The 16,889-nt window shown below is 58.4% G+C and carries 18 protein-coding genes; 9 read left to right on the top strand and 9 right to left on the bottom strand.

Annotated elements, in window-relative coordinates; genetic code table 11:
• Positions 1–139 precede the first annotated feature (139 nt).
• Positions 140–1,102 (top strand): glucokinase, encoded by a 963-nt coding sequence (glk, locus tag FOT55_RS23220; protein WP_025303754.1) that lies wholly within the window; start codon positions 140–142, stop codon positions 1,100–1,102.
• 70 nt (positions 1,103–1,172) lie between these two features.
• Here glk and FOT55_RS23215 read toward each other — a convergent pair whose 3' ends face one another.
• Positions 1,173–2,402 carry an L-lactate MFS transporter gene (locus tag FOT55_RS23215; protein ID WP_060433775.1) on the bottom strand — a complete coding sequence of 410 codons (1,230 nt, stop codon included), beginning with the start codon at positions 2,400–2,402 and terminating at the stop codon, positions 1,173–1,175.
• Positions 2,403–2,799: 397 nt separating this feature from the next.
• On the opposite strand from FOT55_RS23215, the gene FOT55_RS23210 reads away from it, so the two are divergent.
• On the top strand, positions 2,800–3,132 hold the full coding sequence (locus FOT55_RS23210; RefSeq protein ID WP_025303752.1) for a DUF2502 domain-containing protein: 333 nt from the start codon (positions 2,800–2,802) through the stop codon (positions 3,130–3,132).
• Positions 3,133–3,136: 4 nt separating this feature from the next.
• Here FOT55_RS23210 and FOT55_RS23205 read toward each other — a convergent pair whose 3' ends face one another.
• The 3 genes from FOT55_RS23205 to FOT55_RS23195 all read right to left on the bottom strand — a co-directional run bounded on the left by FOT55_RS23205 (position 3,137) and on the right by FOT55_RS23195 (position 6,903).
• Positions 3,137–3,871 carry a LytR/AlgR family response regulator transcription factor gene (locus FOT55_RS23205; protein ID WP_025303751.1) on the bottom strand — a complete coding sequence of 245 codons (735 nt, stop codon included), beginning with the start codon at positions 3,869–3,871 and terminating at the stop codon, positions 3,137–3,139.
• On the bottom strand, positions 3,868–5,559 hold the full coding sequence (locus FOT55_RS23200; protein WP_147824234.1) for a sensor histidine kinase: 1,692 nt from the start codon (positions 5,557–5,559) through the stop codon (positions 3,868–3,870). Before FOT55_RS23200 ends, FOT55_RS23205 begins: the two co-directional genes overlap by 4 nt.
• Before the next feature lie 99 nt (positions 5,560–5,658).
• Complete coding sequence (locus FOT55_RS23195; protein WP_049203742.1) at positions 5,659–6,903, bottom strand: DUF1479 domain-containing protein; 1,245 nt, start codon at positions 6,901–6,903, stop codon at positions 5,659–5,661.
• A 168-nt stretch (positions 6,904–7,071) separates the two neighbouring features.
• Between FOT55_RS23195 and FOT55_RS23190 the strand changes: the two genes are divergently transcribed.
• The 3 genes from FOT55_RS23190 to FOT55_RS23180 all read left to right on the top strand — a co-directional run bounded on the left by FOT55_RS23190 (position 7,072) and on the right by FOT55_RS23180 (position 9,595).
• On the top strand, positions 7,072–7,611 hold the full coding sequence (locus FOT55_RS23190) for a GNAT family N-acetyltransferase (RefSeq protein WP_141998610.1): 540 nt from the start codon (positions 7,072–7,074) through the stop codon (positions 7,609–7,611).
• 119 nt (positions 7,612–7,730) lie between these two features.
• The gene (gene alaC, locus FOT55_RS23185; protein ID WP_016926818.1) at positions 7,731–8,960 is read left to right on the top strand and encodes an alanine transaminase; all 1,230 of its coding nucleotides are present in this window, start codon (positions 7,731–7,733) and stop codon (positions 8,958–8,960) included.
• A gap of 110 nt (positions 8,961–9,070) precedes the next feature.
• Positions 9,071–9,595 (top strand): cytochrome b, encoded by a 525-nt coding sequence (locus FOT55_RS23180; RefSeq protein WP_060433767.1) that lies wholly within the window; start codon positions 9,071–9,073, stop codon positions 9,593–9,595.
• Between the two features lie 66 nt (positions 9,596–9,661).
• Here FOT55_RS23180 and ypdK read toward each other — a convergent pair whose 3' ends face one another.
• From ypdK to FOT55_RS23165, 3 genes are all read right to left on the bottom strand, one after another.
• Positions 9,662–9,736: a membrane protein YpdK gene (gene ypdK / locus FOT55_RS23175; RefSeq protein WP_099782600.1), complete on the bottom strand. Its 75-nt coding sequence runs from the start codon at positions 9,734–9,736 to the stop codon at positions 9,662–9,664.
• A 558-nt stretch (positions 9,737–10,294) separates the two neighbouring features.
• Positions 10,295–10,732 carry a type II toxin-antitoxin system HicB family antitoxin gene (locus FOT55_RS23170; protein ID WP_025303746.1) on the bottom strand — a complete coding sequence of 146 codons (438 nt, stop codon included), beginning with the start codon at positions 10,730–10,732 and terminating at the stop codon, positions 10,295–10,297.
• A gap of 83 nt (positions 10,733–10,815) precedes the next feature.
• Positions 10,816–11,268, bottom strand: coding sequence for a DUF805 domain-containing protein (locus tag FOT55_RS23165; RefSeq protein ID WP_043140239.1), 453 nt, complete (start codon positions 11,266–11,268; stop codon positions 10,816–10,818).
• A gap of 283 nt (positions 11,269–11,551) precedes the next feature.
• On the opposite strand from FOT55_RS23165, the gene mltB reads away from it, so the two are divergent.
• Positions 11,552–12,640, top strand: a complete 1,089-nt coding sequence (gene mltB / locus FOT55_RS23160; protein ID WP_049203736.1) for a lytic murein transglycosylase B — start codon at positions 11,552–11,554, stop codon at positions 12,638–12,640.
• A gap of 58 nt (positions 12,641–12,698) precedes the next feature.
• Here the strand turns inward: mltB and FOT55_RS23155 are convergent, their stop codons facing one another.
• Positions 12,699–13,850, bottom strand: coding sequence for a porin (locus FOT55_RS23155; RefSeq protein ID WP_147824081.1), 1,152 nt, complete (start codon positions 13,848–13,850; stop codon positions 12,699–12,701).
• Between the two features lie 396 nt (positions 13,851–14,246).
• Here FOT55_RS23155 and FOT55_RS23150 point away from each other — a divergent pair, with 396 nt between their 5' ends.
• The 3 genes from FOT55_RS23150 to FOT55_RS23140 are packed head-to-tail and all read left to right on the top strand — an operon-like array spanning position 14,247 to position 15,813.
• Positions 14,247–14,537: a hypothetical protein gene (locus FOT55_RS23150; RefSeq protein ID WP_049200124.1), complete on the top strand. Its 291-nt coding sequence runs from the start codon at positions 14,247–14,249 to the stop codon at positions 14,535–14,537.
• 46 nt (positions 14,538–14,583) lie between these two features.
• A complete protein-coding gene (locus tag FOT55_RS23145) occupies positions 14,584–15,507 on the top strand; it encodes a DMT family transporter (protein ID WP_147824080.1) in 924 nt (307 codons plus the stop codon).
• Between the two features lie 3 nt (positions 15,508–15,510).
• Positions 15,511–15,813, top strand: coding sequence for a hypothetical protein (locus FOT55_RS23140; RefSeq protein ID WP_049294901.1), 303 nt, complete (start codon positions 15,511–15,513; stop codon positions 15,811–15,813).
• Between the two features lie 11 nt (positions 15,814–15,824).
• On the opposite strand, the gene dsdC is transcribed toward FOT55_RS23140, so the two are convergent.
• Positions 15,825–16,754 (bottom strand): DNA-binding transcriptional regulator DsdC, encoded by a 930-nt coding sequence (gene dsdC, locus FOT55_RS23135; RefSeq protein ID WP_025303739.1) that lies wholly within the window; start codon positions 16,752–16,754, stop codon positions 15,825–15,827.
• Positions 16,755–16,889 lie beyond the last annotated feature (135 nt).

The raw sequence follows: 16,889 nt of genomic DNA, 5'->3' as shown, positions 1-16,889 counted from the left end.
CATCACGGGCAAGCTGAAACGTTTTTTGTGATCCGGATCGCTATTGGGGCGCAGATCCGAGGCGGGTGATTGTTGTTTTCGCAGCAGGATTTTACAGTGTGGGCAGCTTTTTATTTTTCATTTTGCGGAGACGAAATCAATGACCTATGCCCTCGTGGGTGATGTTGGCGGCACCAATGCCCGCCTGGCGTTGTGCACTGTTGCGACGGGTGAGATTACCCAGGCGAAAACCTATTCCGGCCTGGAGTTCGACAGCCTGGAGGCGGTGATCCGCCACTACCTGAAAGCGTGCGATATCGAGGTGCAGGACGCCTGTATCGCGATCGCCTGCCCGGTGACGGAAGACTGGGTCGCGATGACCAACCACAGCTGGGCGTTCTCTATCAAAGAAATGAAGGCCAACCTGGGGTTGAGTCATCTGGAAGTGATCAACGATTTCACCGCCGTCTCGATGGCGATCCCGATGCTCTCGCCGGACGACGTGCTGCAGTTTGGCGGCGGCGATGCGCAGCCGGGCAAACCGATCGCGGTGTACGGCGCCGGCACCGGGCTGGGTGTTGCCCACCTGGTGCAGGTCGATCGCCGCTGGGTCAGCCTGCCGGGCGAGGGCGGCCATGTCGATTTCGCCCCGAACAGCGAAGAAGAAGACATTATTCTGGAGGTGCTGCGCGGTGAAGTGGGGCACGTTTCCGCCGAGCGCGTGCTGTCCGGGCCGGGCCTGGTCAACCTGTATCGCGCCATCGTCAAGGCGGACAACCGCCTGCCGGAGAAACTGGAGCCGAAGGACATTACCGAGCGGGCGCTGGCCGACAGCTGCATCGACTGCCGCCGTGCGCTGTCGCTGTTTTGCGTGATCATGGGGCGCTTCGGCGGCAACCTGGCGCTGAATCTGGGCACCTTTGGCGGCGTGTACATCGCCGGCGGCATCGTGCCGCGCTTTATGGAATTCTTCAAGGCCTCGGGCTTCCGCGCCGCTTTCGAAGACAAAGGGCGTTTCCGTGACTATGTGCGAGACATTCCGGTGTTCATGATAACCCATGGCCAACCGGGCCTGCTGGGAGCCGGCGCGCATCTGCGCCAGACGCTGGGCATGCAGCTGTAAGCAACGCGGCGGCACGATAAAAAAAGGGGCGCAACCCACAGGTTGCGCCCCTTGTCTTTTTCGTGGGGTATCAGGCTTTGGCCAGCTCCGCCGTTTGGGCGGTTTCTGCCGTTTCCGCTGCCACCGCCTTCGGCGCTTTGATGAACAGCGTAATCAGCAGAGAAGCGGCGGACAGGACGCCAATCACCATAAAGGTGGCGTGGAAGCCGCCGAAGTATTTGGCGACGAACGAACCGGCCAGCGCGCCCAGGCCGAAGCCCTGGTAGATGATGCCGTAGTTCTTGCTGTGGTTTTTCAGGCCGAAGAAGTCGCCGACAATCGCCGGGAACACGGTGATGTTGCCGCCGAAGCAGAAGGCCACCGCGCCGACGCAGATGAAGAACAGCGTGTGGTTCAGAGTCATGAAGCTCAGGGCGACAATCGCCAGCACGGTAACCAGCATGGTGAAGCTGATGACGCGCATGCGGCCCACTTTATCGGACAGCGTACCCAGGATGATGCGGCCGGCGGTGTTGAAGATGGCGACGGCGGACACGGTGTTGGCGGCGGTGGCCAAGTCCATCCCGGCCAGTTGAACGCCCATGTCTTTCACGATGCCAATCAGATACAGACCGCTCATGCAGGCAGCGAAGAAGATGGTGAACAGCAGGTAGGCTTCTTTGGTGGCCAGCATCTGACGCACGCTGTAGTCGTTACCCAGACCGTTGGCGCCTGGTTGTGCGGCGTTGGTCGCCAGCACCGGCTCTTTCAGCAGCAGGGAGCCGACGACGATCAGGCCCATCACGATGGCACCCCAGTAGAAGAAGGCACCGGAAACGCCGACGTCGGCGATCAGGGCGGCGTTGACGTATTTGAACAGCAGGCTACCGCTGCCGAAGGCGCCGACGGAGATGCCGGAAATCAGGCCTTTGTTGGCGGGGAACCACTTAATCAGGTTGGACAGGGTGGAGATGTAGGCGATACCGACCGCAAAGCCCACCACCACGCCGGCCAGCAGGTAAATCATGTCAAGCGAGCTGACGTGGGCGCTGGCGATGAGACCCAGGCCGACCAGGATGCCGGAACACAGCGTCAGATTGCGGATGCCGAAGCGTTCTTGCAGCTTGCCGGCGAACAGCGTGGCGAAGGCCAGGAAGAAGCTGGTGATGGAGAAGGTGGTGGCGACGTCTGCCAGCCCCCAGTGGAACTTGTCGACCAGCGGCTGGTTGAACAGGCTCCAGGTGTAGATGGTGCCCAGACCCATCTGACAGATGATGGTGCCGAGAACGATTAAGCTGCGATTTGCCGGTTTGGTGTTCATGGCCGGTCTCCTTCCTGTGTGTGCGTTGCCGGGCGTGAGCCGTTGGCTGAAATTTGCGGGGTGAATCTGTGTTCCCGCGGTATGGGCTTATTATATGGCCGGCACCCCCGGCGGGCGGCGGATCGGGAATGAGTTGCACGACGGAAGGAATGAAATGCATGTTATGCGGCGTGAGTTGCCGTTTTTGCGCCGAAAAGCGCGTGAAATGCCGGGGGTGACACGTGATCTACATCAAAGATATCAACGATTTATTGTTAATCGGCGGTGAACGATTGTGGTGAAATTGTGAAGGATGCGTCTGAAAGGCGTAAATCGGCATTGCGCCTATAGAGCGGCGATGAGCGCGGGACTATGTTATCTGCGATCGGACGAGGTCCGCTCTGCAGGAGTCCATGAAATGAAAAAAACGCTGTTGTTACTGGCCGCGCTGCTGGCGCTGCCGCTGGCGAGCCAGGCCGACGTGTCCATCGGCGTGAACGTGCCGGGCCTGTCGTTACATATCGGCGATCGCGATAATCGCGGCCACTACTGGGACGGCTATCGCTGGCGCGATCCGCGTTGGTGGGCCGATCATCACCGGTATGAACGCCCGCGCGGGTACTATTACGGCCCGCCGCCACGGGTGATTTACTACGGGCCACCGCGGCGCGACTGGCGAGATCGGCCGCATTACCGCATGCCGCCACCGCCGCCGCCCGGCTATTACTACCGTCCGGGCCCGCGCTGGTAAGCGCTTACAGGCGCATCAGCTTGCGGAACTCTTTCACCTTGCTGCGGCTGACCGGCACTTCAAACTCGAGATCGCTCAGCCGCAGAATGTAGGTATTGTTGAACCAGGGGACGATCTCGCGGATCTTCGCCAGGTTAACGCAGTAAGAGCGATGGCAGCGGAAGAAATGTTCTTCCGGCAGCCGGCCGTAAAACTCGGTGATGTTCATCGGCATCACGAACTCTTCCCGGCGGGTATAGACCCGCGTCACCTTTTCATCGGCGGCGGCGTAATAGATGTCGTTGATGTCGGTAACGATGATCCGCTCGTCTTTGATCAGGTTGATGCTATGGCTGCCGCGGCTCGGCGCGCTGGCCGGCTCCGTCGCGCCGGCGGGGCGATGGTGCAGCGCCTCCAGCTTTTGCAGCATGGTGACGATGCGCGCCTCGTGATAGGGCTTGAGGATATAGTCGAACGCTTCGATCTCGAACGCTTCCACCGCGTGCTCTTTATAGGCGGTGATGAACACGATCGACGGGCGATGCGCGAATTTACTGATGTTTTGCGCCAGCAACACGCCGTCCAGCGACGGGATGTTGATATCGAGGAAAATGGCGTCGACCTGGTGAGTCTGCAGGTATTTGAGGACGTCGAGGCCATCCTCGAAGGTGGCGACGATATCGATATTGCTGTGTTTCTTGATCAGGTAGCTGAGTTCTTCCTGCGCGAGGAATTCGTCTTCCACGATGATGGCTTTCATGAGGCCTCCCCGACCGGCGGCGCGCTCGGCTCCTGATGCAGCTTGCCGCCGTTTTTGCTGATGTAGAACGCGATTTCGGTGCCCGGCTCCAGGCGGCGGATATGCAGCCCTTCACCGTACAGCAGCGACACGCGGTGATGCACGTTGAGCAGGCCGATATTGTGGCCCGGCATTTCGTTGCGCGCCACCCGATCGATGGTTTCCTGGTTGATGCCGTGGCCGGTATCCTTCACCGAAATCTTCACCCGGTCGCCCTGATCTTTCACCGCGATCACCACCACCCCTTTCCCCTTACAGGGCTGGATGCCGTGCACGATGGCGTTCTCCACCAGCGGCTGGATCAGCAGGCTCGGAATGCGCACCGAGACATCGTCGTCGATGTCGTAGATCACCGTCAGCTTGGCGCCGAAGCGGGCCTGTTCGATGGCGATATAGTCCTGAATCTGATGTAACTCCTTGCGGATATCGATCAGTTCGTCGTTCAGCTCCAGGTTGTAGCGCAGGTAGCGCGACAGGTTAATGATCAGCTGGCGCGCGGTGTCCGGATTCAGGCGAATAGAGGAAGAGATGGCGTTCAGCGCGTTGAACAGGAAGTGCGGGTTAATCTTGCTCTGCAGCGCGCGCATTTCGGCCTTGTCCGCCATCTGGCGCAGGTGCTCGATGCGGGACACTTCCATCTGCGTGGAGATGATCTGCGACAGCCCGACCGCCATCACCTTCAGCGTGTTGGTGATCTGGTGGGCGTGGCAGTAGTAGATTTTTAGCGCGCCGGTCACTTCGCCTTTTTCCCACAGCGGCACCACCAGCTGCGAATGGATCTGCGGCGCCGCCGGGTTTTCCAGGTTGTTCTTGATGATGATTTTGCCGTGGCGAATGCTTTCGCGGGTGACGCGGCTCAGCCCTTCGCGGCCGATCGGGTAGGCTTCGCGCCCTACGCCGACGTAGGCCAGCACCTGATGGGTATCGGTGATCGCTACCGCGTCGGCGCGGATGTCCTGGCGGATGATATCGCAGATGGTGGCCAGCGATTCGCTGTTGATGTTGCGGAAATAGGGCAGCGTCTTGTGGGCGATATCCAGCGCCAGCTTAGCCTGGCGCGCGGCGATCACTTCTTTCTCATCCTCGACGCTCTGCACCAGCAGCACGATCAGGCCGATGCACACCGTGCCGAGGATCATCGGCAGGGCGATCTGCGACACGATGTCCAGCCCAAGCTCGGTCGGCTTGGCCCACAGCACGATCAGCAGCATGGTGAGGGATTCGCACAGCATGCCGCCGACGATGCCGGCACGCCAGCGCTGCTCTTTTTTCACCCTGAGGTTGATGTAACCGGCGCTGATGCCGGCGATGATGCTGGTGATAAGACAGGGCACCGACGTGATGCCGCCGATATCGATCAGATAGCGGTGCACGCCGGCGACGATGCCGGTGACGATCCCCACCCAGGGGCCGAACAGGATGCCGCCGGCCATGATGGCGATGACGCGCACGTTAACCAGCGATCCTTCGACGTTGATGCCGGAGTAGGTGCTGAACAGCGCGAACAGCGAGAAGATCGCCGTGACGATGCCGAGCTCGAGCGGCGTATGGTCTTCTTTTTGCAGCAGTTGGCGGAACAGCCGGGTGCGGGTCAGGAAAAACAGACAGATCAACATCAGCGCGGCGCGATCAAACACCGCCAACAGCATTTCAAAAAAAGGGTGCACGACGGGTTCTCGCTGCGGCCTACGGATGGCGGCAGTATACCACAGCGAAAGGGGCCCGTGGCGTGCGCCACGGGCGGGGGATTAGCCCATGCCGAGCTGCGCTTTGCCCAGTGGCGTCAGCAGGTCGACGGTGGCGCGGCCGTCGAAATCCACCTCGAAGTCGTCAGGGGCGAAGTCTGGCGGCGTTCTGCCGTCGATAAAGCTCGGCAGCTGGCGCTGCAGATAGGCGTCGTTTTTCTCGCAGCCCGGCGCGGCAGCGATGTACATCACGTTGCTGTCGAACTCGCCGTTATGCTCGTTCTCCACCGCGTGGATCACATCGCAGTGCCAAAAGACCGTGTCGCCCGGCTCCAGATCGGGAATGGGGGAAATCCCACTTAATAAAAGGGGATGCCACTTTTCCGAGATCGACAGCGCGCGGCCCGGTGCCGCATCGCACAGATCGTCGTCGGCGACGTCGTCCTGCAGCGCGCGCAGCAACACATAGGCCATGGCGTTGGCGATCGGCACCAGGTTCAGCGTGCCGGCGTTGGTGCGCTGCGGCGTCAGCGCCGTCCAACCCTGGAAGGTGCGGAACATCGAGCAGACCGCCGGGGAGGCTATTTCACGCACTTCGGTGCGGCCGTCGGCGGCGAAGGGATCGTACTGCTGCCAGTCGCCGGAGAAAACGTGGCGATAGACATAGCGGAAGTTTTCGTCCAGCCAGCGCTCAATGGTGCCGCTGTCGACGTGCGGTGACAGGCCCAGCGACGAGGAGTTCGGCGGGCGGCGGCGGGTGCGATCGGCGTAGGTGGCGACGCGGGTCGGATCGAAATGCTGTTTGCCGTTGCTCTCGGTGGCCCACAGGCTGTTGAGGAACACCTGCACCGCATGCATGCGCGCATCCTGCCGCGCTTCAACCTGCGGTTTTGACCAATAGATGCCGTAAATCTGCGGCTTGCTGGCGGCCAACTTGCCGAAATAGTTGTCTTCGGCGGCGTTTTTCAACCGTTCGACGAAGTTGTTGCGCTCAAGGTAGTCGCCGATTTCCCGGTTCCAGCCTTCGGCCTTGGCGCGGGGGAACACGCCGCGAATGGCGCAGGCGCCGCGCTGTTTGATCAGCGCTATTTGCTGCTCGCTGACGCGCTGCTGCAGGATATCTTCTGCGTCGATCTGCGGCACCGGATTATGGCCGGCGGCCAGCTCGCGGCGGATCTGTTCGACCTGGCCGCGGATGTTCTCTTCCAGCGCTAGAAAGACGTCGCGGTAGTTCGGTAATGCCTGGCGCAGCTGGCGCTTGACGTTAACGATCGTCTGCGGAATATCGTCGATGACTAAAGAGGCCATGGTGTTCTCCTGGTGCCGCGTGGATAACGGCGGCGGGCAGTTGTAGGGAATCGGGCAAGACGTTAAGGTTTTGTGGTTTTAACGTGAATGATTATCGGCAACCAATCGGGGAAAATAAAGAGATATCTTTCATTCGTAAGTTCCTCTTTTTCGTTTTTCGGAGATTTTATGAAGCTGGTCACTGAACGTCTGCACTTACAGTCGATAACCGTCGAGGATTGGCCGCTGTTTCTGCGCCTGTACCAAGATCCCGAGGTGATCCGTTACATCTCCGATCCGCGCAGCGAAGCGGAGATCCGCGCACGGTTCGAAGAGCGGCTGCCGGCCTGGGACAAACACGGCGAGCAGTGGTTGTGTCTGGTGATGCGTGAGAAGCACAGCGGAGAGGCGGTGGGCATTACCGGCTTTCGTCCGCACTGGGCGCCGTATCGGCAGGCGGAAGTGGGATACGGGAGTTTGCCTTCCGGCCAGGGCAAGGGCTATGGCAAGGAGTCGCTACGGGCAGTGCTGGATTTTGCGGTGAACGCCTGCGGTTTTCACAAATTGACCGCCACCGTGACCGTGGGCAATCTCGCCTCGCGTGGCCTGCTGGAGTCGTGCGGTTTTCAGCTGGAAGGCACGCTGCGCGACAACTACCGTCTGGCGGATCAGTGGTGCGATGACTGGCTGTTCGGGCTGTTGGCGGCGGAGTTTCAGGGCGGCAAATAAAAATATCGCGCCAGGTATCGACAAGCTCGTCGGCGCTGCGCTATGTTCGATATTCGGTCAGTTCGCTGGCCAGCGTCGCTCGGACGGTCCGGGCGCTAACGTCTATCGAGGAATCCCCTATGGCTGATAACAGTCCACAGCGCCGTTTTACGCGCATTGAACGCCTTCCCCCTTACGTATTCAACATCACCGCCGAACTGAAGATGGCCGCACGCCGTCGCGGTGAGGATATTATCGATTTCAGCATGGGGAACCCCGACGGCCCGACGCCGCCGCACATCGTGGAAAAACTGTGCGCCGTCGCCCAGCGCGACGATACCCACGGTTACTCTACCTCGCGCGGCATTCCACGCCTGCGCCGCGCCATTTCGCGCTGGTATGCCGATCGTTATCAGGTGGATATCGATCCGGAAAGCGAAGCCATCGTCACTATCGGTTCGAAAGAGGGGCTGGCGCACCTGATGCTGGCGACCCTTGATCACGGTGATACGGTACTGGTGCCGAACCCCAGCTACCCGATCCACATTTACGGCGCGGTGATCGCCGGCGCCCAGGTGCGCTCGGTGCCGCTGGTGGACGGTGTGGATTTCTTCGGTGAGCTGGAGCGCGCCATTCGGGAAACCATTCCGCGCCCGAAAATGATGATCCTCGGCTTCCCGTCCAACCCGACCGCGCAGTGCGTGGAGCTGGATTTCTTCGAGCGGGTGGTGGCGCTGGCCAAACAGTACAACGTGCTGGTGATCCACGATCTGGCCTATGCCGATATCGTTTATGACGGCTGGAAAGCGCCGTCGATCATGCAGGTGCCGGGGGCGAAAGACATCGCGGTGGAGTTCTTCACCCTGTCGAAAAGCTATAACATGGCCGGCTGGCGCATCGGGTTCATGGTCGGCAATCCCGAACTGGTCAGCGCGCTGGCGCGCATCAAGAGCTATCACGACTACGGGACCTTTACGCCGCTGCAGGTGGCGGCCATCGCCGCGCTGGAAGGCGATCAGCAGTGCGTGCGCGATATCGCCGAGCAGTATCGGCAGCGCCGCAACGTGTTGGTGAAGGGGCTGCATGAGGCGGGCTGGATGGTGGAAAACCCGAAGGCGTCGATGTACGTGTGGGCGAAAATTCCCGAGCCTTATGCCCACCTCGGTTCGCTGGAGTTTGCCAAACGCCTGCTGGCGGAAGCCAAGGTCTGCGTCTCGCCGGGCATCGGCTTCGGCGACTACGGCGATACCCACGTGCGTTTCGCGCTGATCGAGAACCAGGACCGTATCCGCCAGGCGGTGCGTGGCATCAAGGCGATGTTCCGCGCGGACGGGCTGCTGAAACCGGGCAAGGCCGGCAGCGCCAAATAATCCTGTCAGGCCGGGCGTTCGCCCGGCCTTATTTTTTCCGTCCCAAGGTTTTCTTCATCATTTCCCCATTATGCTCAATTACGCTGAATTTTATTTTTTGGATAGAGTGTATGAGCAACCGCTACGCGCGATCGCAAATCGTTTTACATTGGCTGACTTTGCTGATGGTGATCCTCACCTATGCGGCGATGTTGCTGAAAGACTCGGTGCCGGAAGCGTGGGCGCCGATGGTCAAAAATCTGCACTTTAATTTTGGGGCTTCGGTTTTTGCCCTGATGCTGATTCGGTTGGCGGTGCGCGCTTTCCACGCGACGCCGCCGACCACGCCGCCGCTGGAGGAATGGCAGGAAGTGGGCGCCAAGATCTTCCATTGGCTGCTGTACGTGGTCTTCCTGATGTTGCCGTTGCTGGGCATGTTAACCCTGGCCTACGGCGGGAAATCGTGGTCTTTGCTGGGCTGGCCGATGCCGCAGTGGGTGACGCCGGATCCGGTGATGCGCAGGCTGGTCAAAACGGTTCATGAGACGCTGGCGAATATCGGCTACTTTATCATTGGCGCACATGCGTTGGCGGCGCTGTTTCATCACTACCTGCGTAAGGACGACACCTTGCGCCGCATGATGCCGGGCAAATGATCGTTAACAGAAACGACAAAGGGACGCTTGCGCGTCCCTTTGGCTGTGTTCCTGGTCTGGCTACCGTCAGGCAACCATCAACATGAAGGTGCCAACCCAGGCAACCAGCATGAATGACACGCCCATCAAAAAATATTTCACTGAACAACTCCTGTCTGGAGTCCTCGCCAGCAATGATCCCGATTGTTGTGCTGAGTATTTTATGGGCAGCCTGCTTGTCGGGCGGATTCTTCCAAGCGAAAGAACAACGTCCTCGAGCGCGGGCTGTCCGGTTGTCGCGCCTCATGCTCCGTGAGGTAAAATCCGAACCGCGACAGGATCGGCGCTAATGTACTCTCAATACTGGTCTGATTTCAATACTGTGTTTTTGATCACAATTTTCGGCTGTTTTTTGAACATGGCGCGCTGTTTTATAACGCTTTTTATGGGCGGGCGACAGGAACTAGCCCGCCGTGGCGGGCTGTTAAATAGGGGATGAAGCAATGCAGCGGCGGGCGCTCAGGCGACGGCGTTGATGCCGGTCGCCAAAATGACCCAAAAAACGAGACAAGACAGCAGAATAACGGCCCAAATATGACGGCGACTCCACTCCATTTTTAGCCTTCGTTGTTGCGACAAGTGATTAGGTAGCCATCATATCGGCGCAAAACGGGGAAAATTTAGTCCTGTTGACGAATATTTCGCTAACTTAGCGCTAACTCATTGGCAAACTTCGCTTATCGTCACGCGCACTTCGTAGCCCAGCAGATACAACGCCTGCTCCAGCGCTTCAACCTTCGAGGCGTAGCCGATATCCAGCAACCGCTCCATTTGCCCGCCGTTGAATCCCAGCTTGCGCGCCAGCGCCGCTTTGCCGGTGTTTTTGCGTAGCATGGCATTGTGCAGTTCGATCTTCAGCGCCACCAGCGCCGGCAGGTGTACTTTCAAGTCATCGGTTTGCGCAGGAGAAGGGGCGGGCAGAGGCAGACCTTCATCCATCGCGGCGGCGATGGCGGCCAGCAGGCTTTCCTGCGCTTCCAGCTCGATGTCTTCGCGTTTATAGCAGGCAGATTGCCACTCGGGGAAGTCGTGGAAACCGATCTGCCAGGCGTCGCTGTCGCTATCGAAGGTGTAATGGGCGGGGTAGTGGCTGTACATGGCAATCCCTGATTGAAACCTGAATGAGGCGCTATTGTGACGGCGCGGCCGGCGGATAGCCATAGCCTTGAGCGGAATGGCGCTCAATCGGCATGTTCACGCGGCTTGCGACGCAGCCCGTCGGGCGGCAACAGTAGGGCGCAGATCATGACGGCCAGACTGAACAGCGGCAGCCAGCGCGCCACCGGGCCGGGGGAGTAGTTGTTGAGCACCGAGCAAACGTAGCATGTGACGGCCAGCACCCAACCGGGCAGGCCGATATCATTAAGGCGAAACGCGGTTTTGGCCATAAACCACGCCACCAGGCCAAAACAGAACAGCGCCCACACCATGATGCACAACAGATACAGCAGCACCGAGACGAATTCCTCGGTGTCGCCGTGCGCATGGGCGCGAAAATGGTTTTTATCCAGATAGGTCGACAGAAACGACAGCAGCACGATGCCAACGGCGAAGATCGCCAGCGAGAAAACAAAGGGTTTGCGCGAGATGCGCCCGCGGTAAAGGTCTTTGGTGAGTTGTCCGAGAGATTCCATCACAGTCCGTTGTCGTCATCATTGGCCGCCCGGCGGAGGCCGGATGGCAAGCAGCCGGGCATTCTAGCGGGGTAAACGGGGGCGTCAAGGTGATAATTTTTCTCATTTAGTCGCGGTTGAGATTCCACGCGGCCGCACAGGGCGTCCTTTCACCGAGCAAAACGTCACAATTTGGCACGTTTGGCCACCTGACGCGGTCATTGGCGGCATAATCCTGTTTGTTCGCGTTGAACAATGCATTAACATAACTCCCACTTATCTCTTGCATGGCTATGGATATCCGATGCGTCACCTGGTTGCGCTTTTACCGCTGATTACCTTGCTTGCTGCCTGTAGCAGCACGCCGAAACCCAGTACCACCGCTACGCCGCAGAGCACCCCGGTAAAGGGCGGCTTTTTGCTGAGCCCGGCGCACAGCGGCGCGCCGCTGGGAGGGGATTTCGCCAATAACCCGAATACCGCGCGCTTTATCGATAAGATGGTGCAGGAACACGGGTTTGACCGGCAGCAGCTGCACGACGTGCTGGCGCAGGCTCGGCGATTGGACTCGGTGCTGCGGCTGATGGACAGACAGGCGCCGACGCCGTCTACTCAGGGGCCAACCGGGCCGAACGGTTCCTGGCTGCGCTACCGCAACAAGTTCATCACCCCGGATAACGTGCAAAACGGCGTGGTGTTCTGGAATCAATATCAGGATGCGCTGCAGCGCGCCTGGCAGGTGTACGGCGTGCCGCCGGAGATCATCGTGGGGATTATTGGCGTGGAGACCCGCTGGGGCCGCGTAATGGGTAAAACCCGCATTATCGACGCGCTGGCGACGCTGGCCTTCAACTACCCGCGCCGCGCAGATTACTTCGCCGGTGAGTTGGAAACCTTCCTGCTGATGTCGCGCACCGAAGGTGACGATCCGCTCGAGCTGCGCGGCTCCTTCGCCGGCGCGATGGGCTATGGGCAGTTCATGCCTTCTTCCTTCAAAAGCTACGCGGTTGACTTCAACGGCGATGGGCATATCAACCTGTGGGATCCGGTCGATGCCATCGGCAGCGTGGCCAATTACTTCAAGGCGCACGGCTGGTCCAAGGGCGAGCCGGTCGCCATTCAGGCCAACGGCCAGGCGCCGGGGTTGGAAAACGGCTTCAAGACCCGCTACTCGGTCGCCGCACTGGCTGAAGCCGGCCTGAGCCCGCAGGGTTCACTCGGGGATAACCAAGAGGCCAGCCTGCTGCGGCTGGACGTCGGCACCGGCTACCAGTATTGGTACGGTCTGCCGAACTTCTACACTATCACCCGCTATAACCACAGCACCCATTACGCCATGGCGGTATGGCAACTGGGCGAAGCGGTAGGGCGCTCGGCGCGCGGCGGCTTCTGACCGCTGCTTCAAACAACGAAAAAGGCCGCTTGTGCGGCCTTTTTTACGTTCTGAGCAATCAGAAATCGTAGCGCAGACGGACCACGGTCATATCGCCGAGGTTGTCGGTGCTCGATGTCAGCACGTGCTCTACGTCAACGCGGAAACCGTAGTCAAACTGTACGGTAACCCCGAGGCCGTTGTCGATGCGCTGGTAGTTGCGGCCGCTGATGTATTCCAGGCGGTCGCCCATGAAGTACGGCATCACCGATTTCACCGCGTACTGGCCCACCGGCACGGTATAACCGGCCAGGTATTCGATACCCCACGCATCGCCGGCGAAGTAATTGTTGACGTCGGCTTTCTTGGTGGTCAGGAAGTCGTTGTAGTAACCGCCGCCGAAGGTGAGCGTCCAGTTGTCCGGTTTCCAGCTGATGGCGGTACCGAAAATGTTCTGGTCATAACTCTTGCCGCCGCTGGTGGACGGGTTGCGCATTTCGGCGCGGGTGTAGTTCCAGGCGGTACCCCAGGTCAGATCCTGTGTAATGTGGTAATCCACGCCCAGTGAGCCGCCGCCTTTGCGCTTATAACGCAGGCCGTTGCCCGGCAGGTAGTCGCTGTCGCTGAACAGGTACGAGGCGTAAACGTCCGCATCGCCGAAGCGGTTCTTGTACTTCAGCATTTTGCGTGAACGGTAAGAGCCGTCGTAGTCGCCGTTGATGCCGTTGCCCGGTGCCTGGGCCAGCATGTCGTAGTCCCAGATATCGGTCTTGGCGCCAACCACGTCATAGTAAACGCTGTTTTGCTGACCGAAGGTCATCTGGCCCCAGGTGTTGCTTTTCAGGCCGGTATACAGCATACGGCGGCTGGTGTTTCTCGCGCCGTCGGCATAGTGGTGATCCCAGTCAAACAGCGCCGGAATGTTCACACCCAGCTCGTAGTAGCTGATCCAGCTGATATCGTCGAACAGGTAGTAGTCCGCTGCGAAACGGAAACGGGTGCCGCCATCGAAGCCGTTACGCTTATACGAGCCCTTGTCACCGTCGCCCGTCATGTTGTTGAACTGCGGACGGATGCTGCCGCCAACGGTAAAGTTCAGGCGGCTGAGCGGATCGCCGGCCTGTGGTTCTTGCTTCAGCAGAGTGATTTCTGCCTGAGCGGCGAACGACGCGCTGCCGATCGCCAGACCCAGCGCCACCGCTTGAGTCACTACGCGCAATTTCATTGCCATGTGTTATCCCTGTTTTATGTATGACCGCCCCATCAGCGCCGCCATGCCGATGTTTTGCGCAGAACGCTGCGTTTTCACGCATTTTGACGGTTTTTTTGGTGTTTTAGCGGCGGGCGGCATTTGTAACATAAACGGTGAGATAAATAATTACTTTTCTTGCTAATTATTGGCCGGTTTTTGACCATTTCGTGCGGTGAAAAGCGCCATTATTTATGTCTCTCGATTCGGATGAATTCATCTAACGCCAAGGTTTATATTTTTCATTTGTCAGTCATCGGCGTCAGCCTGTAATTTTAGTCGTGCAAGAGATAATTAATTTCAGCCTGTCACCGCCGTATTAACGTTTGCCTTCTTCTGCGTAATCGGTCGGCAGGAATAAGCGATTGGGAGGTCGCCATGAGAAATCTGTTAATGTTGTTGGTGGGGCTGTTTTCATTACCGGCGATGGCGGCGGAGTCGCACGTCTGCCATTCTCAAGCTTATGATTATGCAGAGGTTAGTAAACTCAGGTTATCTGACGATACCCTGTTTACCTGCCGCGGCGTGGGGCGCCTGACGATCCCGGAATTGGCGCGTAAAGGATGGCGGGTGATTCATTTAGCGCAGCAAACTGAATATACCGACTCCGTCGACAGCGATGGTGAGGTTATTAAACTTTATCAGGAAATCGTGGTGTATAAAGAATAATTCTACGGTGGCCTGTGATTATTTCAACGGTGGCGAGAATTCTATTATGAATGCAAGAGTCGGTATTGACGGCAGGGCCGCCGCCGCCATGGTGCTGCTTTGCGCCATCTGGGGGATGCAGCAGGTGGCGATCAAGGCCGCCGAGCAGGATGTGTCGGCGGTGCTGCAAATTGCCATTCGCTCGGGCCTTGCCGCGCTGGGGGTATACCTGTTGGCGCGTTGCCGCGGCGAGTGTTTCACCTGGGATCGCGCCACGCTGAGCGCCGGTTTGAGCGTAGGGGCATTGTTCGCGCTGGAGTTCTTTTTTGTCTCCGAAGGGCTGCGCTACACCAGCGCCTCGCATATGGCGGTGTTTTTGTACACCGCGCCGCTATTTTCCGCCCTCGGTCTGCATTTTCTCCTTCCTCAGGAGCGTCTGTCGCCGGTGCAGTGGCTAGGCATGCTCATCGCCTTTGGCGGCGTGGTGCTGGCCATATCGAGCATGGCTGAGGGAAGTGGCGGAGCCGATCGGCTGAAAGGCGATTTCTATGGCCTGCTGGCGGGGATCGCCTGGGGCGGTTCTACCCTGATGATCCGTACCACGCGTCTGGCGGAGTGCCCGGCCAAACAGACGTTGTTATTCCAATTGACGGGCGCCTGCGTGCTGCTGTCGCTGCTGGCGATAGCGACGGGCAATTTGCACGTCGTCCTGAGCCCGGTGGCCTGGTGCAGCCTGCTGTTCCAAACGCTGATCGTGTCGTTTTTCAGCTACCTGATCTGGTTTTCACTGCTGCGCCGTTATCAGGCTTCCTCGCTGGGCATTCTCACCTTTATGACGCCGGTATTTGGCATCCTGGCGGGGGGCGCCATTCTCGGCGAACCACTGCAAATTGAGTTTGTATTGGGTGCTGTGCTGATCGTGCTGGGGTTAATCGTGGTGAGTTGTTCATATCTTCTTTATTTTGACCGAAGGGTGGCACCAAAAATATAAATTATGGATGTTGATGTACAGAACTACCAAATAAGCTGCGAAAGCCAATTCATTATTCAGTTGCAAATATCCCGCTATGCTTGGGGCGTGCCGCTGATTACGCTCAGCGATAACGGTGATTTTACCGTGATAAGAAGCCGAGGCTGGTCGAGGTTGGCGAATGGGATGCGATTGGAGGTTTATTATTTTGCCAATAATTCCCTGCTGACCTGGGATAAAAGTCGAAAATATATTTCTTATTCAAAGGCCGGCCGGCTCTACGCCTGCGCGCTGCATTTTTCTTATTCCCCCAAAGTAGAGCGCTAACCCTCTGGCCATCAGACCAGAGGGGAGATTTTCATGATCCACTGCTTAAACGCGAGGATCTTGGGCCACTGCCGTTCGGAAATGGTCGAGGTAAAATAGCAGTGCTCACAGGGCACGGTCATGTTGGTGAACGGAATGATCAGTTCGCCGCTTTTTATCCAGTCCTGCACCAGATTAAGCCGCCCCATGGCGACGCCAAGGTGCCGTGTGGCGGCCAGTACCGCGAGATCGGAACGGTCGAACTCCATGCTTTTACTGTCGGTATCCAGCCCCAACGCAAAGTGTTGTGACCAGGTTTGCCACTCATCTTCGCCGGAGTTGTAGCGATCGTGCAGCAGCGTACAGTGAGCCAGGTTTTCCGGCGCATCGTACAGGTTATGTGCAGCGGCGTACTGCGGCGTGCAAATCGGCACCATCGATTCCTGCATAAAGGCCTCGTCCAGATGCCGCCCCGAGGGCAGTTTGCCGAAGTACATCGCCAGGTCCACGCCGCGGTTGGCCAGGTTGATGATTTCCTGCCCGGTCAAAATGTTGAGGTGAATGGTGGGGTGCTGGGCGATAAAGTCGCCGATGCGCGGCAGCAGCAGACATTGCACCAGAGACGGGTGTGAGTAGAGGGTCAATGTTCCCGTCAACTCGCGATTTTTAATGTCCAGAATTTCCTGATTCAAGGTGTTGAAGGAACTGTCCAGCGCCCATTGCATGCGCTCGCCCTCCGGCGTCAGGGTAATTCTGCGATGAAAGCGCTGAAACAGCAGAAAGCCCAATTCCTTTTCGAGCAAATTAATGCGGTGGCTTACGGCGCTGGGGGTGATCGACAATTCTTGCGCCGCCAGCGCAAAAGATAAATGGCGGGCGACGCATTCAAAAGTATGCAGCCGGGAAAATTGATAGCTGGTCAGCGGGGTCGCCCGCTGTGAATGTTTTTTACTGGGGAACATGCTATTTCTCCGTGCGCACAATCTGGCAATATTAACATTTAATGGCGCGGAGGATAAACCCAGCCTGATTGATCTATTCGGTTTTTATACCGAGGGATTTCGATATGTTGAAGAGAATTGCATAACAACCGGAAA

The sequence above is a fragment of the Serratia bockelmannii genome, assembly GCF_008011855.1.
GTDB lineage: Bacteria > Pseudomonadota > Gammaproteobacteria > Enterobacterales > Enterobacteriaceae > Serratia > Serratia bockelmannii.
The sequence above is the reverse complement of the archived record's forward strand: the minus strand, read 5'-3'. Positions and strand labels throughout refer to the sequence as shown.

Bases quoted from the DNA above. Each gene is read 5' to 3' on its own strand.
- glk (WP_025303754.1), top strand. From the start codon at position 140: ATGACCTATGCCCTCGTGGGTGATGTTGGCGGCACCAATGCCCGCCTG.
- FOT55_RS23215 (WP_060433775.1), bottom strand. From the start codon at position 2,402: ATGAACACCAAACCGGCAAATCGCAGCTTAATCGTTCTCGGCACCATC.
- FOT55_RS23210 (WP_025303752.1), top strand. From the start codon at position 2,800: ATGAAAAAAACGCTGTTGTTACTGGCCGCGCTGCTGGCGCTGCCGCTG.
- FOT55_RS23205 (WP_025303751.1), bottom strand. From the start codon at position 3,871: ATGAAAGCCATCATCGTGGAAGACGAATTCCTCGCGCAGGAAGAACTC.
- FOT55_RS23200 (WP_147824234.1), bottom strand. From the start codon at position 5,559: ATGCTGTTGGCGGTGTTTGATCGCGCCGCGCTGATGTTGATCTGTCTG.
- FOT55_RS23195 (WP_049203742.1), bottom strand. From the start codon at position 6,903: ATGGCCTCTTTAGTCATCGACGATATTCCGCAGACGATCGTTAACGTC.
- FOT55_RS23190 (WP_141998610.1), top strand. From the start codon at position 7,072: ATGAAGCTGGTCACTGAACGTCTGCACTTACAGTCGATAACCGTCGAG.
- alaC (WP_016926818.1), top strand. From the start codon at position 7,731: ATGGCTGATAACAGTCCACAGCGCCGTTTTACGCGCATTGAACGCCTT.
- FOT55_RS23180 (WP_060433767.1), top strand. From the start codon at position 9,071: ATGAGCAACCGCTACGCGCGATCGCAAATCGTTTTACATTGGCTGACT.
- FOT55_RS23170 (WP_025303746.1), bottom strand. From the start codon at position 10,732: ATGTACAGCCACTACCCCGCCCATTACACCTTCGATAGCGACAGCGAC.
- FOT55_RS23165 (WP_043140239.1), bottom strand. From the start codon at position 11,268: ATGGAATCTCTCGGACAACTCACCAAAGACCTTTACCGCGGGCGCATC.
- mltB (WP_049203736.1), top strand. From the start codon at position 11,552: ATGCGTCACCTGGTTGCGCTTTTACCGCTGATTACCTTGCTTGCTGCC.
- FOT55_RS23155 (WP_147824081.1), bottom strand. From the start codon at position 13,850: ATGGCAATGAAATTGCGCGTAGTGACTCAAGCGGTGGCGCTGGGTCTG.
- FOT55_RS23150 (WP_049200124.1), top strand. From the start codon at position 14,247: ATGAGAAATCTGTTAATGTTGTTGGTGGGGCTGTTTTCATTACCGGCG.
- FOT55_RS23145 (WP_147824080.1), top strand. From the start codon at position 14,584: ATGAATGCAAGAGTCGGTATTGACGGCAGGGCCGCCGCCGCCATGGTG.
- FOT55_RS23140 (WP_049294901.1), top strand. From the start codon at position 15,511: ATGGATGTTGATGTACAGAACTACCAAATAAGCTGCGAAAGCCAATTC.
- dsdC (WP_025303739.1), bottom strand. From the start codon at position 16,754: ATGTTCCCCAGTAAAAAACATTCACAGCGGGCGACCCCGCTGACCAGC.